The 24,661-nt window shown below is 67.8% G+C and carries 19 protein-coding genes and 1 tRNA gene; 6 read left to right on the top strand and 14 right to left on the bottom strand.

Annotation, left to right across the window (positions count from 1 at the left end; translation table 11 throughout):
• Positions 1-372: 372 nt before the first annotated feature.
• From AC2S9W_RS13685 to AC2S9W_RS13665, 5 genes are read right to left on the bottom strand one after another with little or no spacing between them, the layout of a single operon-like run.
• The gene (locus AC2S9W_RS13685; protein WP_104959662.1) at positions 373-1,341 is read right to left on the bottom strand and encodes a DNA polymerase III subunit delta'; all 969 of its coding nucleotides are present in this window, start codon (positions 1,339-1,341) and stop codon (positions 373-375) included.
• Positions 1,341-1,970, bottom strand: coding sequence for a dTMP kinase (gene tmk, locus AC2S9W_RS13680; RefSeq protein WP_076077835.1), 630 nt, complete (start codon positions 1,968-1,970; stop codon positions 1,341-1,343). Before tmk ends, AC2S9W_RS13685 begins: the two co-directional genes overlap by 1 nt.
• Positions 1,964-3,190 carry a D-alanyl-D-alanine carboxypeptidase family protein gene (locus AC2S9W_RS13675; protein ID WP_083675084.1) on the bottom strand — a complete coding sequence of 409 codons (1,227 nt, stop codon included), beginning with the start codon at positions 3,188-3,190 and terminating at the stop codon, positions 1,964-1,966. The genes tmk and AC2S9W_RS13675 overlap by 7 nt, the downstream gene beginning before the upstream one ends.
• Before the next feature lie 10 nt (positions 3,191-3,200).
• On the bottom strand, positions 3,201-4,163 hold the full coding sequence (locus AC2S9W_RS13670; protein WP_104959661.1) for a septal ring lytic transglycosylase RlpA family protein: 963 nt from the start codon (positions 4,161-4,163) through the stop codon (positions 3,201-3,203).
• Positions 4,147-5,214, bottom strand: coding sequence for a lytic murein transglycosylase (locus AC2S9W_RS13665; RefSeq protein WP_076075373.1), 1,068 nt, complete (start codon positions 5,212-5,214; stop codon positions 4,147-4,149). The genes AC2S9W_RS13670 and AC2S9W_RS13665 overlap by 17 nt, the downstream gene beginning before the upstream one ends.
• A gap of 141 nt (positions 5,215-5,355) precedes the next feature.
• Between AC2S9W_RS13665 and AC2S9W_RS13660 the strand changes: the two genes are divergently transcribed.
• Positions 5,356-5,445, top strand: a tRNA-Ser gene (locus AC2S9W_RS13660).
• 21 nt (positions 5,446-5,466) lie between these two features.
• On the opposite strand, the gene AC2S9W_RS13655 is transcribed toward AC2S9W_RS13660, so the two are convergent.
• Both AC2S9W_RS13655 and AC2S9W_RS13650 read right to left on the bottom strand, forming a co-directional pair.
• Entirely contained in the window at positions 5,467-6,534 is a 1,068-nt protein-coding gene (locus tag AC2S9W_RS13655) for a tellurite resistance/C4-dicarboxylate transporter family protein (protein WP_104959655.1), read from the bottom strand.
• Positions 6,535-6,698: 164 nt separating this feature from the next.
• Positions 6,699-6,938 (bottom strand): hypothetical protein, encoded by a 240-nt coding sequence (locus AC2S9W_RS13650; RefSeq protein ID WP_076075378.1) that lies wholly within the window; start codon positions 6,936-6,938, stop codon positions 6,699-6,701.
• A gap of 309 nt (positions 6,939-7,247) precedes the next feature.
• On the opposite strand from AC2S9W_RS13650, the gene AC2S9W_RS13645 reads away from it, so the two are divergent.
• From AC2S9W_RS13645 to AC2S9W_RS13630, 4 genes are all read left to right on the top strand, one after another.
• On the top strand, positions 7,248-10,451 hold the full coding sequence (locus AC2S9W_RS13645; protein ID WP_486571025.1) for an autotransporter outer membrane beta-barrel domain-containing protein: 3,204 nt from the start codon (positions 7,248-7,250) through the stop codon (positions 10,449-10,451).
• 97 nt (positions 10,452-10,548) lie between these two features.
• Positions 10,549-11,241, top strand: a complete 693-nt coding sequence (locus tag AC2S9W_RS13640) for an RNA polymerase sigma factor (RefSeq protein ID WP_324787714.1) — start codon at positions 10,549-10,551, stop codon at positions 11,239-11,241.
• Complete coding sequence (locus AC2S9W_RS13635; RefSeq protein WP_486571024.1) at positions 11,231-12,154, top strand: FecR family protein; 924 nt, start codon at positions 11,231-11,233, stop codon at positions 12,152-12,154. Before AC2S9W_RS13640 ends, AC2S9W_RS13635 begins: the two co-directional genes overlap by 11 nt.
• A gap of 2 nt (positions 12,155-12,156) precedes the next feature.
• Entirely contained in the window at positions 12,157-14,652 is a 2,496-nt protein-coding gene (locus tag AC2S9W_RS13630) for a TonB-dependent receptor (protein ID WP_104959654.1), read from the top strand.
• A gap of 444 nt (positions 14,653-15,096) precedes the next feature.
• On the opposite strand, the gene AC2S9W_RS13625 is transcribed toward AC2S9W_RS13630, so the two are convergent.
• Both AC2S9W_RS13625 and AC2S9W_RS13620 read right to left on the bottom strand, forming a co-directional pair.
• Positions 15,097-16,236: an acyl-CoA dehydrogenase family protein gene (locus tag AC2S9W_RS13625; RefSeq protein ID WP_104959653.1), complete on the bottom strand. Its 1,140-nt coding sequence runs from the start codon at positions 16,234-16,236 to the stop codon at positions 15,097-15,099.
• A gap of 105 nt (positions 16,237-16,341) precedes the next feature.
• On the bottom strand, positions 16,342-17,535 hold the full coding sequence (locus tag AC2S9W_RS13620; protein ID WP_076075389.1) for an acyl-CoA dehydrogenase family protein: 1,194 nt from the start codon (positions 17,533-17,535) through the stop codon (positions 16,342-16,344).
• Positions 17,536-17,707: 172 nt separating this feature from the next.
• Between AC2S9W_RS13620 and AC2S9W_RS13615 the strand changes: the two genes are divergently transcribed.
• A complete protein-coding gene (locus tag AC2S9W_RS13615) occupies positions 17,708-18,787 on the top strand; it encodes an MBL fold metallo-hydrolase (RefSeq protein WP_076075392.1) in 1,080 nt (359 codons plus the stop codon).
• On the opposite strand, the gene AC2S9W_RS13610 is transcribed toward AC2S9W_RS13615, so the two are convergent.
• The 5 genes from AC2S9W_RS13610 to AC2S9W_RS13590 form a co-directional block, all read right to left on the bottom strand.
• Positions 18,784-19,668 carry a PAS domain-containing protein gene (locus tag AC2S9W_RS13610; RefSeq protein WP_486571023.1) on the bottom strand — a complete coding sequence of 295 codons (885 nt, stop codon included), beginning with the start codon at positions 19,666-19,668 and terminating at the stop codon, positions 18,784-18,786. The two genes, AC2S9W_RS13615 and AC2S9W_RS13610, sit on opposite strands and share 4 nt — an antisense overlap.
• 115 nt (positions 19,669-19,783) lie before the next feature.
• Positions 19,784-21,412 carry a TadG family pilus assembly protein gene (locus AC2S9W_RS13605; RefSeq protein WP_486571022.1) on the bottom strand — a complete coding sequence of 543 codons (1,629 nt, stop codon included), beginning with the start codon at positions 21,410-21,412 and terminating at the stop codon, positions 19,784-19,786.
• A 2-nt stretch (positions 21,413-21,414) separates the two neighbouring features.
• Entirely contained in the window at positions 21,415-21,774 is a 360-nt protein-coding gene (locus AC2S9W_RS13600) for a TadE/TadG family type IV pilus assembly protein (RefSeq protein WP_486572087.1), read from the bottom strand.
• Positions 21,775-22,236: 462 nt separating this feature from the next.
• Positions 22,237-23,121 carry a glutathione-dependent disulfide-bond oxidoreductase gene (gene yghU, locus AC2S9W_RS13595; protein WP_212597110.1) on the bottom strand — a complete coding sequence of 295 codons (885 nt, stop codon included), beginning with the start codon at positions 23,119-23,121 and terminating at the stop codon, positions 22,237-22,239.
• Between the two features lie 267 nt (positions 23,122-23,388).
• Positions 23,389-24,597, bottom strand: a complete 1,209-nt coding sequence (locus tag AC2S9W_RS13590) for a CaiB/BaiF CoA transferase family protein (protein WP_486571021.1) — start codon at positions 24,595-24,597, stop codon at positions 23,389-23,391.
• Between the last annotated feature and the right edge of the window lie 64 nt (positions 24,598-24,661).

Here is a 24,661-nt window from a genome sequence, read left to right as displayed (position 1 = left end):
TAGCGGCTGCGGCGCCGTTGGGAAAGGGCCGGGCCGTCACAAAGGCTGAAGCGGATCGATAGCTCTCCTTTCATCATCGTCGTGTTGAAACAAACCGGCATATCTGTCTTCAGGCAAATTAAGGTTCGTTCCCCGACGAAAGTCGGGGTCCAGATGTTATAGCGCTGTCCCGCATGGACCCCGGCTTTCGCCGGGGAACGGTTTCTAGAGTGTGATGACATAGAATGGAATCGTCATTGCGAGCGGCGAAGCCGCGCGGCAATCCAGAGCGTGCGGTAACCGCTCTGGATTGCTTCGCTCCGCTCGCAATGACGAAAGTAGGTCAATCCAAAGTCATCAAAGTCTAACCGGACAATACCCAAATCCGGCCCCTCACCCCTCGCGCGGCGCCAGTTCCGCCAGGCAATTGCCGATCTCGAACCCGACCATCGCCCCGTCGTAGGATCCGCGCACCGCGTCGCGGACGGTGCGCTGCACGCGGTCCCAACCGGCGAGCACCGGCGCGATCTCGCTCACCGGGCGTTCGCGGGCGAGCCGCGCGAGCAGACCCGGTACGATGTCGATCACCAGTTCCAGCCGCGCCCGATTGCTCGCCCCCCCGACCTCGCGCGCCAGCGCCTCGCGCAGCCGGTTGTCGGGATCGCCGCCCGCTGCGATCGCGAGCAGTTTCTTCTCCATTGCGGCGACGTCGCTGTCGATCAACGCCAGCGCCTTGCCCGGCACCCCGCCCGACGCCGCGACGATCGCGCGCGCCTCTGCGCGGTCGAGCATCGGGCGCAATTCGTGCAGCCACGCCGTCATGACGTCAGGGTCAAGCGGTTGAAAACGCAGGGTCCGGCACCGCGACCGGATCGTCGGCAGCAAGCGCCCCGGCGAATGACTGACCAGCAGGAACACCGTCCGCGCCGGCGGCTCTTCCAGCGTCTTGAGCAGCGCATTGGCGCCGTCAGTCTCGAGGTCGTCGACCGCGTCGATGATCACCACGCGCCAGTGGCCGAGCGACAGCGACAGATACAGACGCCGGATCATCGTGCGCACCTGGTCGATGGTGATGTTGCGCGCGAGGTCCTTGCCCTTTTCCTTGGGCTGGCGTTCCAGCCGGACGATCTCGGGGTGATTGCCCGCCTCGACCAGCCGCCCCGCCGCGCCGTCGCCGGGGTCGTCGAGCGCGATCGCCCCGCCCTCTCCACCGGCATCGTGGGTGACAAGGAAGCGCGCGACGCGCGACGCGAAGGCCGCCTTGCCGATGCCCTGCGGCCCGGCGAGCAGCCACGCATGATGCAGGCACCCGGCGCTCCACGCGTCGATGATGGCCTTCTCGGCCTCCTGATGCCCGATCATCACGGCAGCCAGTCCGCAAGGCTGGTCAGGATCGCGGCGGTGACCGCCTCCGCCGGCGCCTCGGCGTCGATCACGCGCCAGCGGCCGGGCTCGGCGGCCGCCATTTCGGCGAAGCGGCGGACGAGCCGCGCCTGATAATCATCCGGCTTGCTTCCCATGCGGTCGGCGCCGTCGGCATCGCGCACCGCCAGGCGGCGCCCGACCTCCTCGGCGCGCGCGGTCAGCAGGAAGGTCCGGTCGGGCAACAGTCCCAGCGATCCGAAACCGTGGAGCATCAGGATATCGGCGTCGGTGATTCCGCCGCCGCCGCCCTGATAGGCGCGCGACGAATCGACGAAGCGGTCGCACAGCACCCACGCCCCGCGCGCGAGCGCCGGGCGGATCGTGCGCGCGACATGGTCGGCGCGCGCGGCGGCGAACAGCAGCGCCTCGCTGCGCGCGTCCCAGCGGTCGTCGGCACCCTCCATCAGCAGCGCGCGGATCGCCTCGGCGCCGGGGCTGCCCCCCGGCTCGCGCGTGACGAGCGCCTCGAGTCCCCGCGCGGCGAGCGCGGCGGCCAGCGCGCGGATCTGGGTCGACTTGCCGACCCCCTCCCCGCCTTCCAGCGTGATGAAGCGCCCGCTCACCAGCCGGTCAGCCGATAGAAGCCGGTGCGCATGCGCGCCCACCAGCCGCCCCGGCCGACGTCGGCGGCGGCCAGCAGCGGGGTGGTTTGCGGCGGCAGGCCGTCGGGCGCGACGACCAGCTCGGCGATCCGGTCGCCGCGCGCGACCGGCGCGGTCAGCGGCGCCGTGGCGCGCATCGTCGCGCGAAATCCGCCCTGATAGCCTTTGGGCACCGTCATGCGCACCGGGATCGCCGCTTCGGCGGCGACCACCGGGGCTCTCCCCCGCTCGACGGCGAGACGGCCGACGGCCGCGCCGGCGGAGGCAATCTCGCGCCCTTCCCACGCGCCGAAGCCCCAGTTCATCAGCCGCTCGGCCTCGTCGCGGCGCGCTTTTTCGCTGGCCATGCCGGCGACGACCATGATCAGCCGCCGGCCGTCCCGTTTCGCGGAGCCGAGAAAGCAATAGCCCGCTTCGGCTGTGTGTCCGGTCTTGAGCCCGTCGGCACCGGCAAAGCGTCCGAGGATCGGGTTGCGGTTCGGCTGGACGATCGGCGTGCCGTCGGGCGCCTTGCCATGCTGGAGTTTGGGGATCGCGAAATAGCGCGCATAACCCTTGGGATGGTCGCGGATCAGCCGGTCGGCCAGCGTGATCAGGTCGGCCGCGCTGACCTTGGTGATACCGCCGTCGGGCCAGCCGCTCGGGGTTCCGAATCGGCTCGACGTCATGCCAATCCCGGCCGCCACTACATTCATTCGCTTGACGAAAGCTTCCTCGCTGCCGTCGATGCCGACCGCCAGCGCCGCCGCGGCGTCATTGCCCGAAACGGTGATCAGCCCCTTCAGCAGCTCGTCGACCGAAACCTTCTCGCCCGCGCGCAGGAACATCGTCGATCCGCCGTTGCCGCCGTTCCATTTCCGCCACGTCGCCTCGCTGACGGTGAAGACGGCGTCGCGCGACAGCTTGCCGCTCTCGATCAGGTCGAGCACGACATAGGCGGTCATCACCTTGGCCATCGATGCCGGCGCAAAGCGCTTGTCGGCGCCGCGCTCGAACAGGATGGCGCCCGAATCCATGTCCTTCAGCATCACGATCGGCGCCTGCGTCACATAGAGCGGGCGGCTGACCGGCGCCGCGGGCGGACCGCCGTCGGCGGGCGCCGCGGCCGGCGCCAGCAGCAGCGCCAGCGTCGCGGCCAGCGCGGCGCCACCGCCCTTCGCGATCGGGAAGCGTTGCGACATCATGCGAGGCGTCTCAGCGGTCGCGTATAACGACGGCGTCGCGGAACCCCTTCGCCTTCGCCTTGCCCAGCGCGCCCTGCGCCTCGCCGTCGCTGGCGAAGGGGCCGATCCGCACGCGCCACAGCTTGCCGGCCCGGCTTACCGTGCCGCCGACCGTCTTCGCCGCGGCGGCGGCGCGCGCTTCGGTGCTGAACGCCGCGACCTGCACGACATAGCCGCCGCCGGTCGCTGCCGGCGCCGCCGCGGGCTTTTCCGGTGCCTTGGGCGCGGCCGCGGCAGCGGGTCCCTCGACGATGAAGCGGTCGTCGCCCGGCTTCGCGTGGCCCGACGCGATCGGGGCGGCCGGCTGCGGCGCCGCGACGGCAGCGGGCTTGGGTTTCGGCACGTCCTTCAGCTTGGTGCGCAGAATGGCGAGCAGCGAATCGGGAGTGGCCAGCCGCTCGGGCACTGCCCTGCCCGCGCGAAGCTGCGCTCTTTCGGCGGCGGGCGGATTGGTGCGCCGCACGCGCACCGCCGCCACGCCGTCGGTCAGGCCGAGCTGCTGCGCCGCGCCGCGCGACAGGTCGATCAGCCGGTCGTTCGCCATCGGCCCGCGATCGTTGATGCGCACCAGGATCGTGCGTCCGGTATCGAGCGCGGTGACCTCGACATAGCTTGGCAGCGGCAGCGTCTTGTGCGCCGCGCTGATCGCGGCGGGGTCGAAGGTCTCGCCGTTCGCGGTGGGGTTTCCGGCGCGTTCATCGCCATACAGGCCCGCGTAGCCGACCTCGTCATAATCGGGGATATCGGCGGGGGTGTAGGTGACGCCGCCGATCGCATAGGGCTCGCCCAGCATCGCCGGGCCGTCGGCGGTCGCGGGCACCGGTGCGGGCGCAGGCCCCGGAGCGGACCCGCCGCGCTCGCCGCCGAAACCCCCACAGGCCGACAGCAGCAATGCCGCTCCGGCCAGTACCCCGCCCCTAACGATCGATCTCATCGGCCAGCAACCCCACAGACAGCGCATAAAAGTTGGAGCAATTATAGTCGAGTATCGCACGATAATTGCCGGTCAGCAAATAGGCGGTCTTGCCCGGGCCGTCGGGCTCGAGCAGCGTCGCCTGGATCGCGCCGTCGGGCCAGCGGCCGCCGATCGGCTGGAAACCGTCGGCGCGCCATTCGGCCATGCTGCGCCAGCGGCTGTAGCGCGCGAACACCCGCGGACAGCGCGTCGGCTGGAGGCGCGTCGCGAAGCGGACGCGGTCGAAGCCGTCCGGAACGCGCACCGCGACGCCCCACGGCTCGCCCTGCCGCCAGCCGGCGCGGCGCAGATAGGCGCCGATCGATTCGATCGCGTCGGCTTCGCTCGACCAGATGCGCGCGACGCCGTCGCCGTCGCCGTCCTCGGCGACCTGCAGATAGACCGAGGGCAGGAATTGCGGATAGCCGAAGGCGCCGGCCCAGCTTCCTTTCAGCACGCTGCGTGGCACGCCCTTCTCGACCATTTCCAGCGTCGCGAGGAACTCGGGCTCGAACAGGCTGCGCCGCCGCCCCTCATAGGCGAGCGTCGCAAGCGCTTCGGGCAGATCGAAATTGCCTGTCACCGCGCCATAGGCGGTTTCGTGGCCGAAGATCGCGATCATGATGCTCGTCGGAACACCCGTGCGCTGCTCGATGCGCGACAGCAGCGGCAGCAGCCGGTCGTGGACGCGTCGCCCGCCGTTGATCCGCGCGGCGTCGACATGCTTGGCCTTGTACGGAGCGAAGGCCGGAATCGGCGTGTCGGGTGTCGGCGGACTGCCCAGATTGTCGCGGTCGAGCGCCACCACCCGCGCATTGTAGCGCAGCCCCGCCGTCACGCTGTCGAAAGTCGTTCGCGATACGCCGCGCGCCTGCGCCTTGGGCCACAGCGACTGGACATAGGTATCGAACCCCGCGTCGCCGCTCGCCTGGGCCTGCACCGGCGCCGAAGCGGCCAGCAGCCAAGCCGACAATATCGTGGCCGAAGAACGGAAAAGGCGCCCGAATCCGAATTGCTTGCTGCGTGTCATCGCTTACCCATAGGCAAGGAATGACGCCGATGCACCAGCCTTGAACGCGCGATGCTGCGACGACCCGAGTCAAAGCCGCGCCGGGCCGTGGCGGGATGTTTCGCTTGCCGCGTGTCATCCGCACGCTATGGCGTCCGCAAAGGACAGGTGGCCGAGTGGTTTAAGGCAGCGGTCTTGAAAACCGCCGTGGGTGCAAGCTCACCGTGGGTTCGAATCCCACCCTGTCCGCCAATATGACCCCGCCGGCAAGGATCAGCTCCGGCTCGGCCGCGCCCCGCGTATCAGCGCGCGCAGCATGCCGTAGAATGTGATCGTCCACGCGGTCAGGGCGATCCAGAAGAAGGCGCGGGGCAGCGCGAACAGGAAATCGAGTTCCATCGCCCGGTTCATCTGCCATGTGCTGGCCGCGTACATGCCGAGCGGAAACACCGCGCCCCAGTAAAGCGGGTCGTAGCGCAGCGGGAAACGCTCGTAACCGTGCCGCCAGATGCTGAGCAGGACCAGCATCGGGATCCACCAGGTTCCCGTCGCCCAGTAGAACACCGTGACCCCCTTCAGGAACGGCAGCAGCGATGTCAGAAACGGCGCGTGGGGCGCGTTCAGGATGAGTAGCGAGCCGGCCAGCGTCGAGATCGCCATCGCGCCCATGTTGATCCAATAGGGCGGCGCAAGGTCGCCCGGCGAAAAATGAAAGAAGACATAGCGATAGAAGATCAGCGACATCATCCAGATATAGAGCATGCCGCCCCACAGCCACATCGACAGCGCCAGCAGGTTAAACTCGAGCCGGTAGGGCTGGCCGATGCGCGCGGCGAGCAGCGCGCTGGAAACGGAGATCGCCTGGGTCGCCACCACCGCCAGAAGCCAGCTTCCGCTGATCCCCTTGTCGAGCGTCGGCTTGTTGTGCCGCACCGTCAGGGCGGTGAAGATCGTGTAGGTCAGGCAAAGCCAGAGGATGGCAGCGAACAGCCACAGCGCCTTGCCCGCCGCGACATTGCCGTCGAGAATGAGGAACTGGCTCGCCAGAATGCAGGTGCCGGCGACCGCCGTGAAATAGCCCGGCCCGGTCAGATGTTCGACCATGTCGCCGAAGAACCGGCGCGGATAGCGCCACGCCCGCGCCGCATACAGCAGGCACAGCACGGCATATTGCACGATATTGAGATAGAACAGCGCGCGGGCGATGTTCGGATGCGCCATCATCGAGGCCGCGAGAGAGACGATGCCGGTGGCCATGACCAGCCCGAAATAGGCCGGCGACAGATCGGCAAGGCCCGTCCGCGGCGCCAGCGGATCGGATCTGTCGCTTCCCCTCGTCATGCCCCTTCCCCCTCGGAAATGTCCCCGACAAATATGTGGGGCAGGTCGAGGTCGTCCGCCGTTCGCTCGGCCGGCCCCCCGGACAGCTTATAGAGGGGGTATGGGACAGAAAAAGGGCGACCGGATCGCGCCGGCCGCCCTTCTTCTTTTCCGATCCGATTGGATCAGGCCTGCGGGCCCGGAGCCGGTGCGGGCTCTTCGGTCGGAGCGGGTGCGGGCTCGTCCGTCGGGGCGGGCGCCGGCTCTTCGGTGGGCTGCGGTGCCGGCGCGGGGGCCGGTTCTTCGGTCGGCGCCGGAGCGGGTTCTTCCGTCGGGTCCGGGGTGTCCGTCGACTGGGCGAACACGGCGACCGGCGAAATGAGGAAACTCGCCGCCACGACGGACATAATCGCATTCTTACGCATGATCTCTCCTTGAATTGACTGCGTGGCGGAGAGAAAAAATGGTCCTCCCCGCGCTCAATCTGCCGTTCCATGCAAATCGAGGAGCGCAACGTGCGCCATTCCGAAATCGTTCCGGAAGGTTGCCGGCTTCGGCGTGTCGTCGGGATAGATGCTTGGAATTACGCGATGAACTGTTCCGCGTGATCAGCCCTCCCCCGACTTTCGCATGGAGAACGCCTGTCCGGAAAATATGTTTCAAGGCCGCGGCGTGGCGGCTCCGTCTTGCGATTGTCCCGGGAGGACATTCCCTGCGATCAAAAGAGGATTTCCATGCGCAAGACCCTGCTGGCATCGACCTGCCTTGCCGCCATGACGGCGGCGCCCGTTCATGCCGAAACGACGATCGGCACCGCCACGACGACCCCGGTGCGGACCTCCACGGTCAACGCCGGCGCGGCCGACGACATCCGGATCGGCAAGGACGGTTCGATCAAGCCGACCGGCGGCACCGCCGTGACCATCGACAGCAACCACAAGGTCGCGAACGAAGGCACGATCGCGATCGGCGACGCCGACGACGCCACCGGAATCTTCGCCGGCGCGGGAACGACGGGTTCGATCACCAACGCGGCGACGGGCAAGATCATCATCGACGAATCCTACGCACCGACCGACATCGACAATGATGGCGACATCGACGGACCTTTCGCCGTCGGTCGCAACCGCACGGGAATCGCGACCGGCGGCGCCTTCACGGGCGATATCGTCAATTCGGGCGCGATCACGATCGAGGGCAATGATTCGGCGGGCATCCGGCTCGGCGGCCCCCTGACCGGCAAGTTCACCAACGACGGTACCGTCACCGTGCTCGGCGACAATGCGCTGGGCGTCGGGTTGCAGGATGTGACGGGCAATGTCCGGCTGGCCGGGACCATTGCCGCGACGGGCCAGAACGCCACCGCGGCGCGATTGGCGGGCGACATCGACGGCGCGCTCGTCGTGCAGGGAAGCCTGACGGCGACCGGCTATCGCACCACGACCCCGCCGGCCGACCCGTCGAAGCTCGATGCCGACGATCTGCTGATCGGCGGTCCGGCGCTGTCGATCGAGGGCGACGTGACCGGCGGCATCATCCTCGCCGTGCCTCCGAAGGACGGCAGCGGAACGGGCACCGACAAGGATAATGACGGCATCGAGGACGCGAAGGAAGGCTCCGCCGCGGTCCGCTCCTATGGCTCGGCGCCCGCGATGCGGATCGGCGCGACGGGCCGGGATATCGCGATCGGCGCGGTTGCGGGCACCGGAACCGGCTTCGGGCTGATCATCGACGGCACCGTCACGGGCAACGGGCTCTACGCAGGTATCGACGGGCTCGGCGTGCAGATCGGCGGCATGGGCGGCGCGGTCGACATCGCGGGCGGCATGGGCGTCGCCGGGACGGTCAGCGCGCTGTCGAAGGACAGTTCGGCGACCGCGATCCTGATCGGTGCCGGCGCGACGGTTCCGGAGGTCCGCATCGCCGGCAAGGTCGAGGCCGCGGGCGGCGGCACGGCGACGGCCATCTCCACCGCGCTGCGCATCGACAGCGGCGCCGATGTGGCACTGGTCCGCAACAGCGGCACGATCAGCGCGAAGGCAAGCGGCGAGGACGGTACCGCGCGCGCGATCTTCGACGCGTCGGGAACCGTAGACCTGATCGAAAACAGCGGCACGATCAGCGCCACCGGCGCCGCGGTGGGCTCGGGTCGCAATGTCGCGATCGACCTGTCGGCGAACGGCGCCGGCGCGACCGTGAAGCAGACCGAGGTCGCGGCTGGCGTTGCCGCGCCCTCCATCGTCGGCGACGTGCGCTTCGGCGCCGGCAGCGACATCTTCGACGTCGCCGACGGCACGGTGAAGGGCAACGCCTCTTTCGGTGCCGGCGACAACCAGCTCAAGCTCTCGGGCGACGCGGCCTATACCGGCAACGCCAGCTTCGGCGGCGGCAATGACAGCGTGACGCTCGCGGGCACATCGAGTTTCCGGGGCGACGTCGATTTCGGCGGCGGCGCGGATACGCTGTCGATCGCCGGCAAGGGCCTGTTCTCGGGCCGTCTCTCCAATGCGCAGGGGCTGGCGGTGAGCGTCGACGGCGGCACGTTCGACGTGACCGGCGCCGCGACCATCGCGTCGCTTTCGGTCGCGGGGAACGGCGTCCTCGGCGTGACGCTCGACGACGGCGCTGCCGGAACCGCGCTGACGGTGCAGGGCAATGCCGGCTTCGGCGAAGGATCGAAGCTCGCGCTCAAGCTGTCGAGCATCGAAAATGCCGAGGGCGAACATATCGTCGTCACAGCGGGGTCGCTGACCGGCGCCGACAAGCTGACCGCCGAAACGACGCTGCTTCCCTTCCTCTACAAGGGCGTGCTGAGTTCGACCGCGACCCAGCTCATCGTCGATGTCTCGCGCAAGAGCGTGGCCGAACTCGGCCTCAACCGCTCCGAAGCGGGCGCCTTCGACGCGGTGTTCGAGGCGCTCACCGCCGACGAGGCGATCGAGGGCGCCTTTCTCGGGATCACCGATGGCGAACAGTTCCGCGGCCAGATGCAGCAGATGCTCCCCGAACATGAAGGCGGGGTGTTCGAAACGCTCACTTCGGGCTCGCGCGCGCTGGCGCGCCACCTTCAGGACCCCAACGCACCCTATCAGGACGAGGGGAAATGGGGCTATTGGGTCAACCAGGCAGTCTGGGGCACGTCCAAGGGGCTCGGCAACACCGCGAGCTACGACGTCTCGGGCTGGGGCATTTCGCTCGGGGCGGAGATCGAGACCGGCGTCGGCAATTTCGGCGGGTCGGTCGCCTTCCTCAGCGGCAAGGACAGCAACGGCAGCAACGACAACGAGGTCAGCTCCAGCCAATGGGAGGGCGCGCTCCACTGGCGGCTGCGCTCGAACGGCTGGCTGGCCAACGCCCGCGTGTCGGGCGCCCCGGTCAGCCTGAAGGGCACGCGCGTATTCCGCGCCGAGGTGGACGGCAAGGCAATCGAAAAGACGATGCGCGGCAAATGGGACGCGACGCTGTGGTCGGCTTCGGGTTCGGTCGCGCACGACGGGCGCCTCGGCGGCCTGTCCTTCCGTCCGACGGTCGCGGTCGACTATTACAAGCTGAAGGAGGACGGCTATCAGGAAACGGGCGGCGGCGACGCGCTCGACCTCAACGTCCTCGGCCGCGACAGTGACGAACTGGCGGTGTCGGGCACCGTGGCGCTCGGTCTCGATTTCGGCGGTTCCGACCAATATGACGGCTGGACGCGTTTCGAGATCGAGGGCGGGCGGCGCGAGATCGTCAGTGGCACGCTCGGCACGACGGTCGCTTCGTTCAAGGACGGCACGCCCTTCACCCTGACCCCCGATGCGCGCACCAGCGGCTGGATCGGCCGCATCCGCGGCATCGGCGGCAATTCGGCCTTCCAGGTCGGCGCCGAACTGTCGGCGGAGGAGCAGCAGAGCCACTTCGGCTGGGCATTCCGTGCGAGCTTGCGGGTCGGCCTCTAACCCCCGAGGCAGCCTCGCGGCAAGGGGGAAGCGCCCCTCCTCACCCATGCTTCCCCCTTGCCAACCGGCCGACGCCAAACGCCCATCGGACACCGCCATGACCGCCCTCACCCTTCCCCGCCCGACCTCGATGCCGTCCGGCATCGCCGCGTCACGGTTGCGGATGTCGCAGGTGGCGCTATATCACGGCGCCATCAGGGGACCGGAGGACCGGGCCGGCGGCGTGGGCGCCGGCGCACTGCAGGCGACGTTCCGAACCAGGTATTTCATGACCCAGGCGACCGATCGAGACGAGGCCGCGCACGGCATCGAAGGCGTATTGCTCGCCCACCGGGCGCAGGTCGTCCGTTTCCTCGAACTGCGCGGCGCGGGCGACCAGGCGGAGGATCTGTTTCAGGATCTGTGGATGCGGCTGACCGAACGGCCGACCGGGCCGATCGCGAACCCGCTGTCCTATGTGATGCGATCGGCCAACAACCTGATGCTCGACCGCTATCGCGCCGCGCGCCAACGCGCGCTGCGCGACCGGGCGTGGAGCGAGACGGCGGCGGCCGAGCCTCCGTCGGCCGAGCGCGCGCTGATCTCGCGCGAGCAGCTGGCGATGGTCGAACGCACGATCGCGGCGACCGGCGAGCGCTCCGCGCACATCTTTCGCCGTTTCCGGGTCGACGGCGTCCAGCAGCGCGATATAGCCGCCGAGATGGGGGTGAGCCTCAGCACGGTCGAAGCCGACCTGCGCAAGGTCTATGCCGCGCTCGCGGCGGCAAGGAGGCAATTCGATGCGCCCTGATCGCGATTCCGCCATCGAGGCGCAGGCGATCGACTGGGTCGTGCGCCAGCGCGATCCCAGCTTTGCCGAATGGGATGCGTTTGCCGACTGGCTCGCGGCCGATCCGGGGCACGGCGCGGCCTATGACGCCATTGCCGGCCTCGATGCCGATCTCGACGCCCTGCCCCCCACCCGGCGATCCGAGCCGTCCGTGCGGCGCGGACCGTCGCGGCGGGCGTGGTTCGGTGGCGCGGTCGCCGCGGCGCTGGTCGGGGCCATCAGCCTCTCGAGCCTCGGCCTGTTCGACGGCACCAGCCGTATCGAGACCGCGGCGGGCGAGCACCGTACCCTTGCGCTGGCCGACGGATCGCGGATCGAGGTCAACGGCGCCTCGCTCCTCATCCTCGACGACGATCGCCCCCGGTTCGCGCGGCTCGAACGCGGCGAAGCGATGTTCCATGTCGTCCACCGTGCGGACGAACCCTTCGTCGTCGAAGCGGGCGGCGCCGAACTCGTCGACCTCGGCACCGCCTTCAACGTCGTGCGCGCGAACGGCCGCACCGCGGTAGCGGTGTCGGAGGGCGTGGTCGCCTACAACCCCCGGCGCGAGAATGTCCGCGTCGTCGCCGGACAGGGGCTGGAGGCCCGCGACGGCGACCGCGCGGCACCGGCGCCGCACGCGATCGACGTCGCCAACGTCGGCGGCTGGCGCACCGGGCTGCTCGTCTACAACGACACGCGGCTGACCGACGTGGCGGAAGACCTGCGGCGCACCGCCGGCATCGACCTGCGGATCGCCCCCAACGCTGCCGACACCCGCTTCCGCGGCGCGTTGATCCTCGCAAAACACCCCGCCCGCACCGTAACAGACCTCGCTGCGCTGTCGGGGACGCGCGCCGAGCGGCAGGGCGATGGCTGGGTGCTGTCGCGCTGACGATGCGGTTCCGGCTCTCCCCCCTCCTGTTTAACCCCCTTCTTGTCACTGGCGCAGCCTTGGCGCTGGTCGCGCCGGCGCAGGCGGCCGAGGAGTGCATGTTCGATGTCCCGAAGGGCAATCTGTCGGCGGCCCTTCCGCTGCTCAGCCGGCAGGCCGGGGTCAGCATCAGCGTCGCCGACGCCGAACTGTGGAAAAGCCGCGTCCGCCCGGTGCGCGGGCGGATGAGCGTCGATGCGGCGATCCGGCGGATGCTCGACGGAACGCAGGCGCGCGCCGTGCGCGTCAGCGACACGAGCTGGCGGATCGAGCGCCGGCCGGTTCAGCGGGTCGCACGGCGGTCAACCTCGCCACCGCGCGCAACGCCGCCGCCGCGGGCGCAGGTGCCCGATCATCTCGTCGCCCGGCCCGAGGACGAGATCATCGTCACGGCGAGCAAGGCCGACACCCCCTATTCGCGTTTCGCGGGCGTCGCCACGATCCTCGATGGCGGCGATCTGGCGTTCGGGGGCGAGCGCGGGATGGATTCGATCCTCTCACGCGTAGCGACGGTGTCCTCGACCCACCTTGGCTCGGGGCGCAACAAGCTGTTCATCCGCGGCATCGCCGATTCGAGCTTCACGGGGCCGACGCAGGCGACCGTGGGGCAATATCTGGGCGACATCCGTCTCAGCTACAACGCGCCCGATCCCGACCTGCGCCTGTACGACGTTGACGCGGTGGAGGTGCTCGAGGGGCCTCAGGGCACCCTCTATGGCGCGGGGTCGCTCGGCGGCATCATCCGCGTCGTGCCGAAGGCGCCGAATCCAGGCGCCATGGAGCTTCAGGCGATCGCGGGCGCCTCGATCACCCAGCATGGCGATCCGGGCGGCGACATCGCCGCCATCACCAACCTGCCGGTCGGGGACGATGGCCACGCGCTGCGCCTCGTCGGCTACATGCTCACCGACGGCGGCTATATCGACAATCCGCTGCGCGGGCAGAAGGACATCAACCGCGTCCATGTGCGCGGCGGCCGTGCGACCTTCCGCTTCGATGCGGGCGACGCGTGGACGATCGACCTCGGCGGCGTCTATCAGGCGATCGTCTCCGACGATGCGCAATATGCCGACCGCGACGCGCCACCGCTCACCCGCAATTCGCTCGTCGAACAAAATGCTAAGGCCCGCTACGGGCTCGGCACGATCGTCATTGCCAAGGATTGGGACGGGCTGCATTTCCAGTCGTCGAACGCCTTCATCCGTCATCGCCTCTACGAGCGCTTCGACGCGACCAGCGAGCAGAACCCCTCGCAGGTGCTCGACCAATATAACGCCTTCATCCGTCATCGCCTCTACGAACGCTTCGACGCAACCGGCGAGCAGAACGCCTCGCAGGTGCTCGACCAATATAGTGCAACGCGCATGCTCGTCAGCGAGAGCCGGTTGTCGCGCCCCTTCCACGCTGGGCTCGGCTGGGTCGTCGGCGCGAGTGTCATCGACAATCGGACCCGGCAGCGCCGCGAATATGGCGCTACGGTGCTGCGCGCGCCGCTGACCGGAGTCACCAACCGGATCACCGAGTTCACCGGCTATGGCGAAGCGACGCTCGAACTGCTTCCGCGCCTCGTTGCGACCGCCGGGCTGCGCTTGTCGCACGCCCGGCTGGGCGGCAGCGGCGAGGACGTGCCCTTCGTCATCGCGATGGCGGGCCGCGCGATCACCGCGCACCGGACCGAAACCGATCTCCTGCCCTCTGCCTCTCTGCTCGCTTCGCCCTTCGCCAATCTGACACTCTATGCGCGCTATCAGGAGGGATTCCGCCCCGGCGGGCTCGCGATCGACAGCCATTTCGTCCGCCGCTTCCGCAACGACCAGGTGCGGACATGGGAAGCCGGCGTGCGCTTCGGCGAACGGGGGACCAGCCCCTTCGACGCCAATATCTCGCTATCCTACAGCCGCTGGCGCGACATCCAGGCTGATTTCATCGACGCAAGCGGCTTTCCGACCACCGCCAATATCGGCAACGGCCGGATTACCAGCGTTTCAGGCGCGCTCGCCTGGCAGCCGGGTCCGGCGCTGTCGTTCGAACTCGGCGCCGTCTACAACCACAGCCGGGTCGACGAACTGTCGTCGCTGATCGCGCCGATCGCGATGGCGGCGCCGGCGCGACTTGGCCGCATCCCCAATGTCGCCAGCCACGCGGTGCGCGGCGCGGTCCATTATGTCGCGCCGGTCGGCGACGAGGAATTGCGCGTCGGCGGCTGGGCCAACTATGTCGGTCCGTCGCGCCTCGGCATTGGCCCGGTGCTCGGCGAAGGCCAAGGCGACTATGTCGACACCGGGTTCGCGATGCGATTCGGCAATGCCCGGCGCGGGCTGTCGCTGACCCTCACCAACCTTTTCGACGCCCGCGGCAATCGCTTTTCGCTGGGCACGCCGTTCGTCGAGGACGGGCCGGGCTACGCAACCCCGCTTCGTCCTCGCACGCTGCGGATCGCGGTGGACGTCGCCTATTAGAACATGATGACATTGGGCGGACTCGTCATTGCGAGCAGTGGCGAAGCTGCGCGGCAATCCAGAGTTGTGCGGCAAACGCCCTGGATTGCTTCGCTTCGCTCGCGATGACGAACTACTTCAATCGAAAGTCAACGGAATCCAGATCGACCCGCCTCGTCTTTGCGTGCCAGAAAAGCGCTTTCCCACATCGCCGCGTGCCAGCCTCCGTGCATGGCCCCTTCATCGCATGGAACAGGCGGCCTTCTGTCAGAAGGAAGGCTTTTTCGGAAGGCGCGCGCCGGCATAGGAGGCCAAACGAGGGGTACGTAATGTGACCTTTGTATACTTTGAAATAATATTACGCGCCTCGAAGCCCATCGCGGTCGGCTCGCGTCGCCCCTTCCCCTGAGAGTAAGGAGTGATTCGATTTCGAATGGAAAAAGCCCGAAAGCGAATGGCCTCGCCTCACTCCGCCAGCACGAGCCGCTCGTAACGATCCATATGATAGTCGGCGCTCCCGAACTGGCCTTCGATCAGGGTCGCGCGCTTGAAATAATGGCCGATCGCCAGTTCCTGCGTGATGCCGATACCGCCGTGGGTCTGGATCGCATTCTGCCCGACGAACTTCGCGCCGCGGCTGACCTTGTTCTTCGCCGCCGATACCGCCGCCATGCGCGCCGCCGCGGGCAGGTCGAGCTTCAGTGTCCCCATGATCGTCATCGAACGAGCCTGTTCGACCTCCATGAACATGTCGACCATGCGGTGCTGAAGCACCTGGAACTTGGCGATCGGTACACCGAACTGCTTGCGCTGCTGGGTATATTCGAGCGTGCCTTCGTGCAGTTTCTGCATCACGCCGGTCGCCTCGGCGCACACCGCGACCGTGGCTTCGTCGACGATCTGCTCGATCAGCGGCAGGCCGTCCCCTTCCTGTCCGAGCAACGCGTCGCTGGGGATCGCGACATTCTCGAAATAGATTTCGGACGCACGGTTGCCGTCGACCGTGGAATAATCGCGGCGGACGATGCCGGGCAGCTTCGCGTCGATCAGGAACAGCGACACGCCGTCGCGGTCGCGCTGGCCGCCGCCGGTGCGCGCGGTGACGAGCAGGTGCGTCGCCCACGGCGCCGCATAGACGACGCCCTTGTGCCCGTTCAGCACCCAGCCGGCGCCGTCCTTCTTCGCGCTGGTCTTCAGGTTCGCAAGGTCATAGCGGCCCTGCGGCTCAGCATAGACGAAGGCCACGATGGCGTTGCCCGCGATGATCTCGGGGATCAGCGCGTCGGCCTGCGCCCCGCCCACCGCCTTCAGCGCGCCACCCGCGATGACGACAGTCGGAAGATAGGGCTCGATCGCGATGACCTTGCCCAGTTCCTCCATAATGATCGCATTTTCCAGCGCGCCGCCGCCCAGGCCGCCATGCTCCTCGGCAAAGGAAGCGCCGAGCATGCCGAGATCCTGCGCAAGCGCGGTCCAGATCGCCGGGTCGCGGCCCGTGTCGCTGGCAATGAACTTCTGGCGCGTCTCGAAGCCATAGGTGTCGGCCAGAAAACGCGACAGCGTGTCGCGGATCATGTCCTGCGTTTCGGTGTAAGTGAAATCCATTTTTTCTATCCCCGTCGCCCCCGCGAAGGCGGGGGCCGCTGTAGGTTCACATTGCGGCGCCGAATAAGGCCGATTGCTGCCCCCGCTTTCGCGGGGACGCCGCCGTCACAATCCCAGAACCATCTTCGCGATGATGTTGCGCTGAATCTCGTTCGACCCGCCATAGATCGTCGTCTTGCGCATGTTGAAATAGGTCGGCGCGGCGCGATGCGCATAGTCAGGCCCGATCGGATGCTCGTTGTCGCCTTCTCCGAAGCCTCGGAAATAGGGCGCGCCGTAATGGCCGACCGCTTCGAGCGTCAGTTCGGTCAGGCGCTGCTGGATTTCGGAGCCCTTAATCTTGAGCAGGCTCGACTCCGGTCCCGGCCCCTTGCCCGCGTTCGGACCGGCAAGCCCGCGCAACTCGGTGAATTCGAGCGCGGTCAGGTCGATCTCCAACTCGGCGAGCTTGCGTTTGAAAAAGGGGTTGGCAAGCAGCGGCCGATCGCCGTCGAGTTCGGTGCGCGCGATGGCCTTGACGCGCTCGACGCCGCGCTTCGACGATGCGACCCCGGCGATGCCGGTGCGCTCGTGCGCGAGCAGGAACTTGGCGCAGGTCCAGCCCTTGTTCTCTTCATAGACGCGCTGGTCGACGGGAACACGGACGTCCTCGAGGAACACCTCGTTCACCTCATGCTCGCCGCCCAGCGTGATGATCGGGCGCACGGTGATGCCGGGCGACTTCATGTCGATGAGCAGGAAGGAAATGCCCTCCTGCTGCTTGGCATCCTTGTCGGTGCGGACGAGGAAGAAGCCCCAGTCAGCATATTGCGCCATCGTCGTCCAGGTCTTCTGGCCGTTGACAACATATTCGTCGCCATCCCGCACCGCCACGGTGCGCAGGCTGGCGAGGTCGGACCCCGACCCCGGCTCCGAATAACCTTGGCACCACCAATCCTCGCCCGACAGAATGCGCGGCAGGAAGCGTGCTTTCTGTTCCGGCGTGCCGAAGGTGTAGATGACGGGACCGACCATCGCGAGGCCGAACGGCATCAGGCGAATGCAGTCGGCGCGAGCGGTTTCCTCGGAGAAGATGAAGCGCTGCGTCGGCGTCCAGCCGGTGCCGCCATATTCGACCGGCCACGCGGGCGCCACCCAGCCCTTCTTGTAGAGAATCCGGTGCCAGGAGAGGAAATCCTCCTTGGTGAGTTCATCGCCCTCGTCCTGCTTGCCGCGCAGTTCGGCGGGATAGTTTTCGGCGATGAAGTCGCGCACTTCCTTTTGGAAGGCGAGGTCTTCGGGGCTGAACTCCATGTCCATCTTTTGATTCTCCCTTGGGCAGTGGCCCCTTTTAACGGGCGCTCACCTTTACGTAAACGGCAAGTTGCGCCTCGCAACCTTCACCACTGTGAACAGGGCGCAGGTTGCGCCGAACGGCACGGCTTGTCCAGCGGCCTTCCGTGCCGCATGAAGGGGGAAACAAGTGGGGGACATGATGACAAGAGGCAGGCGTGCGGCGCTTTGGGCGCTGCTGATCGTAGGTATGACCGCCACGGCGGCTTTCCTGTTCCAGCGTCCGATCGGGCTGTGGCTGTTTGAGCGCGGGGCCGAGCGGGCGGCCGGACGCGATCGGCTGGCGGACCTGCCCGACGGCCTGCACGTCGCTTTATGCGGCACCGGATCGCCCTTGCCCGATCGCCGCCGCGCCGGATCATGCACCGTTGTGATCGCCGGCAAGGCGATGTTCGTGGTCGACGCGGGCGAAGGCGGAGCGCGCAACATCTCGTTGATGGGATTGCCCAATCCCCGGATCCGCGACCTGTTTCTCACCCATTTCCACTCGGACCATATCGACGGCATGGGGCCGATGATGCTGCTGCGCTGGACCGCGAGCGGCAACGAAAGCCCCCTTCCTGTCCACGGCCCAGAAGGCGTCGAGGCGGTGATTGCCGGCTTCAACGCCGCTTATGCCGCCGATAATGGCTACCGTACCGCGCACCACGGCGCTACGATCACGCCACCGGCGGCGGCGGGCGCCGTCGCGATGCCTTTTGCAATGCCTACGGCGCCGACCGCCATCTACGCGGCGGATGGTTTGCAGGTCATGGCCTTTCCCGTCGATCATCGCCCGGTGTGGCCCGCGGTCGGCTATCGCTTCGACTACAAGGGACGCAGCGTTGTGATCAGCGGCGACACTGCGCCGTCGCCTTCGCTCGAAGCCGCGGCGAAGGGTGCAGACCTGCTGATCCACGAGGCTCTCCAGCCGAAGATGGTACAGCACCTCTCCGATCGCCTGACGGCCGCCGGGCGGCCTCAGACGGGCCGGATCATGCACGACATCCTCGATTATCATGCCAGCCCCGCGCAGGCCGCCGACAGCGCACGCCGCGCGGGCGTCCGGATGCTCGTCCTCAGCCACATCGTCCCGCCCCTCCCTTCGCGCTACTTCGACGCGGCGCTGCTCGACGGCGCCGATAATCGCTTCGACGGCCCGATCATTGTCGGCGAGGACGGGCAATATTTCTCCCTGCCAGTCGGCAGCCGTGCGATCGATCGTGGAAGCTGGTTCTAGCGGCGCACCGCCAGGATTACCGCGCCTTCGCTCGCATAGGCCGATCGCCGCTCGACCATGGCGAGCGTGACTGACACAACACTGCCGCCACGAGTCACCAGTTCCGACGCGATGCGAACAGGGTCGCCTGTACGGAACAGGCCTTCGAAAGCCTCGGTGAAAGCGTGCCGCTGCCCGGCCGCGAGCAGCGCTGAGAAGCGGAGGTGGGGGATTGCGGACTGTTTTGCGCCGATCATGGCGGCGAGCGCCGGGTTGGCCGCCTCGATCGCCTCGCGCACCGACACGCGAGCGACCCCGATCGTCCCGTCGATCTCGACCGCGTCGGCGAGCGCGCGCCGGGCGTCCTGTTCGGCGCGCGTCCCCCACGCGTCGCTGATGTCGCGCAGCACCATCGCCCCGCCGATCGGCAGCGGGAGGAGGTCGACACGCAGCCAGCGCTGCGGCTCGATCAGCCCCGGCACCTCGCCGGAGAAACGCTCGCGATGGTCGAGCATCCGCAGGAAATGCGCGAACAGCACCGAGCGCGCGAACCCCGGCAGGACGTCGGGCAAGGGCCGGTCGATCAGCGCGGCCGCCGCCCGTTCGAGCAGATCGGCGGCCGCCGGATTGACCCCCGCGACACGGCCTGTGCGGTCGACGAGGATCACCGCGTCGCGGATCGCCTCGACCAGCGCCGCCTGCGATGCCGCCAACGCGTCGCGCCCTTCCGCCTCCGCCCTGCCGTCGAGGCGGCGATAGTCGGCGAGGGAGATCAGCACATGCGCATCCTTGCCGTGATGCGTGACCATGACCGGCTTGCGCGACGCCTGCAGGCGCCAGTTCGCGAAACCGCGAATGAATTCGGCAGCGGGCACGCGCTGCGGTTCCCTGACCGTCTCCATATCCGTCTCCCCGGATCGAGCCTTTCCCTCGCATTATGGCATGCCGGTGCGGCATTTGGCTCGAAACCCGACGCAAAAACGCGGATTCGCGTCCGGAACGGCACCGGATCGGTCCTCACACCAGCCGGGTCCGTCCGCAACGCAGCGCGTTGACCCGCGCGTCGGCCTCACCCAGGTGGAGGCCCAGCACGCCCGTCAGCCCCTCGATCACGCCGTCGAGCGCCGGCGCCGCGGCGCCCACCGTTTCGCCGACCAGCGATGTCAACGCGCCGGCATTGAGCCCGAGGCCCAGCAGGTTGACCCGCAGATCCATGTCGCGGGCCAGCGAGCGCGCTACCCCGCCCGCAAGGCCGCTGCTCTCGACCGTCTTGACCGTGCCCGCCGCGATCTCGGCGCGCGAGAAGGCGAGCGATTTTTCGGATTGGTCCGCCAGCGTCAGTTGCGCCCGGGCATCGACGCTGGCGAGCGGCAGGCGCAGCACGCGCGCCATCTGGGGCGCGAGCGGGCGCTGCAGGTTCGCGAAATCGCCGTTGCTGACCGTCCCGATCGCGAACGTCGCGGGAGAGGTTGTGACGGCCAGCGTCACGCCTTGATCGCTGCCGCCGCAATCCATGTCCGAAATCCGCGCCGCCGCCGATCCCAGTTCGGCGACGATCGGCAGTTCGACGCTCGTCAGCAGCGGCGTCGCGATCCGGCTGACGATCTTCAGCCGCACCTGCGCCGTGCGGACGACCACGTCCTGATCGTCGGTCACCGCGATCAGCGGCGATTGCGCCGGCGGCTCGCCGATCAGCAGCGCGACGTCGATCGCCGAGCCGCCCGGCAGGTCGCTGGCCAGCGCGAGTTCGAGTTGGCGGTTGGCGTTGCCGAGCGCCAGCATCGCCTGCATCAGGCTCATCAGGTTCACGTCGACCCGGTCGGCGGCATCGGCGCGGATGCTCGACGCGCGTGGGCCGAGATCGATCGCGCGCGACGGGATCAGGGCGCGCGGCAGCGCCTTGTCGGCAATCGCCTCCAGCGTATCGGCGACCTGCCCGTCGCTCGCGCGCGCCAGCGCCGACAGCACCTGCGGCAGCGTCGCCTGCATATCCAGCGTCTCGCCGAACGTCAGCGCGTCGGCGTGCAGTTCGGTCCGCAACGCTTCGGAAAAGGCGAGCAGATCGACATCGGCGCTCGCCAGCGCCTGATAGTCCATCAGCGACAGTTCGACGCGGCTTCCGGTCAGCGCGGAGAGCAGCGCGTTGGGAACGCCGCCGCGCAGCGCCGCGACGCGCGAGCCCAGCGAGAAGGCCGCATAGCCGCGCCGCGCGCCCGTGGCGGTGACCGCGATGACGCTATGGCTCCGGCCGGTCAGGAAACCGCCGAAATAGAGCGGGCTCGGCCGCGTCAGGCGGATGCGGACGGCGTTGGGCGATACGCCCCCGGCGACGAAGCGCTGTTCCGCCGCGACGGCGGAGTCGGGCGTATAACGTCCGGGCTGGAGCGCGGCGATCGCTATGCCGCAATCGCAGTTCGCGGCGATGATCCGCTCTGCCGCCGCGCGCTCGGCGCCCGGATGCGCGGCGGCGGCGAGCGCCGCGGCGTCGGCAATCCCCTGAAGCTGGCGGCGGTCGAGATAGAGCGAGCCGATATCGACCGCGAAGGCGGCGGAGCCGATCAGCATCGTCATCGCAAAGGCGGTCAGGACGCTGACGCCGCCGCGCCGGTCGCAAGGTAAAGCGGAAAGGCGATATGTCTGGAGCATGGTCAATCCACCGGCAGTTCGAAGGTCGCGCTCGACCGGATCGGGCCGGCGGGCGACGGGACGAGCGAGGAACGCAGGAAGCTGTCTTCGGGCACGCTGAAGCTGACGGCGACGGTCAGCGCGTCGGCGGTTTCGGTCACGGCGACCGTGCGCGCCTTGGCGGAAAACCCCGCGACGCCGCTGAGGCTGCGGTCGACCGCTCGCTCGGCGATGCCGCGCCGGTCCGCCGCGTCGAGCCCGACGATCGCGGCGCGGGCGCCGTCGTTGGCGGCCTGCTGCACCGAATGCGCGAGCAGGAAATATTGGCCATAGACCAGCACGCCCATCAGCAGCGCGATGAACAGCGGCAGGACGAGCGCCATTTCGATCACCGCCGCGCCCCGGTCGCATCGGGCAAGCGCATGATGACATCGAATGGACTCGTCATTGCGACCCCGGATCAGGTCGGCAATTATCCCTTTTCGACAGGTGACTGTTCCCCGGCGAAAGCCGGGGTCCAGATGGCACAGCGCTACCCCGCATGGACCCCGGCTTTCGCCGGGGAACAGCTCCCCATTTGCCTGAAGGGTATGTATCCCGATCAGGTCCGGGGTCGCAATGGCGGCACGGCGGGTCGATGGATCGAGGGGATGCGGACCTGTCATGGGTCCGATCATCGCCGATGGACGTAAAAAGGCGGTCGCGAGGGCGGTTCGGCGCTTTTACCGGAAATGCGTAAAATCGCCGCGCCGCAATCGGCAGAAAAATGCTTTTCTGCCAACCGCTTGCGGAAAAGTCTTATCGAATCCTGAAGGGCTCCGCGGGCGCCTTTCCGTACAATTGCGTCATTTGGCGGGCTGTTCGGCCTGCACCTTGTCCTGCGTCCGCAGGTCGAAATCCGACGCATCGTGCCGTTCATGAAGCTGGCTCGCCGGGTCGCCCATGACCCGGTTGACCATGCGGCCACGCTTCACCGCGGGGCGCGACGCGATCTGGTCGGTCCAGCGCTGGACGTTCCGGTAATCCTGCACGCCCAGAAATTCGCCGGCGTCATAGACCAGCCCCTTGGCGAGCGCGCCGTACCAGGGCCAGATCGCCATGTCGGCGATCGAATAGGCGGAGCCCGCGATATATTCATTCTCCGCCAATTGCCGGTCGAGCACATCCATCTGCCGCTTCACTTCCATCGCGTAGCGGTTGATCGGATACTCCATTTTGGTGGGCGCATAGGCATAGAAATGGCCGAATCCGCCGCCCAGGAAAGGCGCGCTGCCCATCTGCCACATCAGCCACGACAGCGTCTCGGCGCGCTGCGCGGGCTCGGTCGGCAGGAAGGCCCCGAATTTCTCTGCAAGATAGATCAGGATCGCGCCCGATTCGAAGACGCGGATCGGATCGGCGCCGCTGCGGTCGACCAGCGCCGGAATCTTGCTGTTCGGGTTGGCGGCGACGAAGCCGCTCGAAAACTGGTCGCCCTCGTGGATGCGGATCAGCCATGCGTCATATTCGGCGCCGCCGTGCCCGGCCGCGAGCAGTTCCTCCAGCATCACCGTCACCTTCACCCCGTTGGGGGTGCCGAGCGAATAGAGCTGGAGCGGATGCTTGCCGATCGGAAGCGCCTTGTCGTGCGTCGGTCCCGCGATCGGGCGATTGATGCTGGCGAAGCGTCCCCCGCTTTCCTTGTCCCACGTCCATACCCGGGGCGGCACATAGTCGGTCTGCTCGGTCATCGGAGGCTCCTCGCGCTGATTATCGGTCGGTTCCCAAACTTAAGGTCTTGGGGGGATTTAGCGTTCGGCGCGCTGCATCATCCGTTCGTCATGCTGAACTCGTTTCAGCATCCATGGCCGGACCCTCTCTTTTGTGCTGCCTTTCATTCGAGGGCAGACCATGGACCCTGAAACAAGTTCAGGGTGACGAAAGGGAGAAACTGCGCAGAAACCCAAATCCCCGCAGACCATAGGAAGGCGTCGGCCGGACGTCCACCGCCGCGCCGTTCAAATTATCCTTTGCGCGCGCAAAGCCGAAATGGCGTCGGCGTCATAGCCGAGTTCGGCCAGGATCGCGTCGCTGTGCTCGCCGACCTGCGGCGCGCGCCGCGATGGAATCTTCGCGCTGGTGGACAGGTCGACCGGCGCGCGGATGACGGGCGCCGGCGCGGGCGTGCCGGGATAGGCGACCGGCTCGACCAGCCCCATCGCGGCGACCTGCGGCTGCGCCAGTGCTTCGCCCGGCTTGAGCACGGGCGCCGCCGGAACGCGCGCCGCCGCGAGTTCGGCCAGCGCCTCCGCGCTGGTCCGTGCGATGCACCAGCCCTGCATGATCGCGCTCAGTTCCTCGCCATTGTCGCCGCGCAAGATGTCGCTTGCGAAGCGCGGATCGGCGGGCAGTTCGGGCCGCCCCACCAGCGCCGCCCAGCGGGCGAAGATCGGGCCGCCGACGATCTGCGTCACGATCCAGCCGTCGCGGGTACGGAAAAGGTCGGTCGGGGCCGATCCGAAGCTGCGGTTGCCGATCGGCTGGCGCTCGATGCCGTTCAGCGCCTCGTCGATCGTCAGGCCGTTCGACATGGCGAGCGCGGTGCCGAGCAGCGATCCCGACACGCACTGCCCCTGCCCCGTCGCCTCGCGCTCGCGCAGCGCGAGCAGCACGCCGAAGGCCAGATGCAGCGCGGTCCCGAAATCGACATAATTGACCTGCGCGCGATAGGGCTGGCCGGGCGTGCCGGTCAGATGGACGGCGCCCGACATCGCTTGTCCGATGGCGTCGAAGCCGACGTTGCGCGACAGCGGCCCATCGCGGCCGAAGGCGGACGCCGTCGCCAGGATGATCCGCGGATTGATCGCCGACAGGCTGTCATGGTCGAGCCCCAGCTTCACCAGCACATCGTGCGGCAGGTTGGCGACGACGACGTCTGCCGTCTCGACGAGCCGCCGGACGATCCCGCGCCCTTCGGGACTGGCCGGCTTCAGCGTCAGGGAGCGCTTGGCGCGGTTCATCTGCAGGAACATCGCCCCCGAACCGTCGGCGGCGACCGGGACGGTGAAGCGGTCGTCGTTGCCGCCCGGCGCCTCGATCCGGATGACGTCGGCGCCATAGTCGGCAAGCAAGGCCGCGCAATAGGGGCCGGCGATATAGCGCCCGAAATCGAGCACCCTGATTCCCGTCAGCGGCAAGACATGCTTCTCCTCCTGCTTCGCCACCATCCCATGGCTCGTGGGGATTCGGATTTCGGCATGCTGCCTCATCCGTTCGTCATGCTGAACTTGT

The organism is Sphingopyxis sp. 550B, from assembly GCF_057401805.1.
Note: the sequence above shows the minus strand (reverse complement) of the source record. Positions and strands in the feature narration are given on the sequence as shown.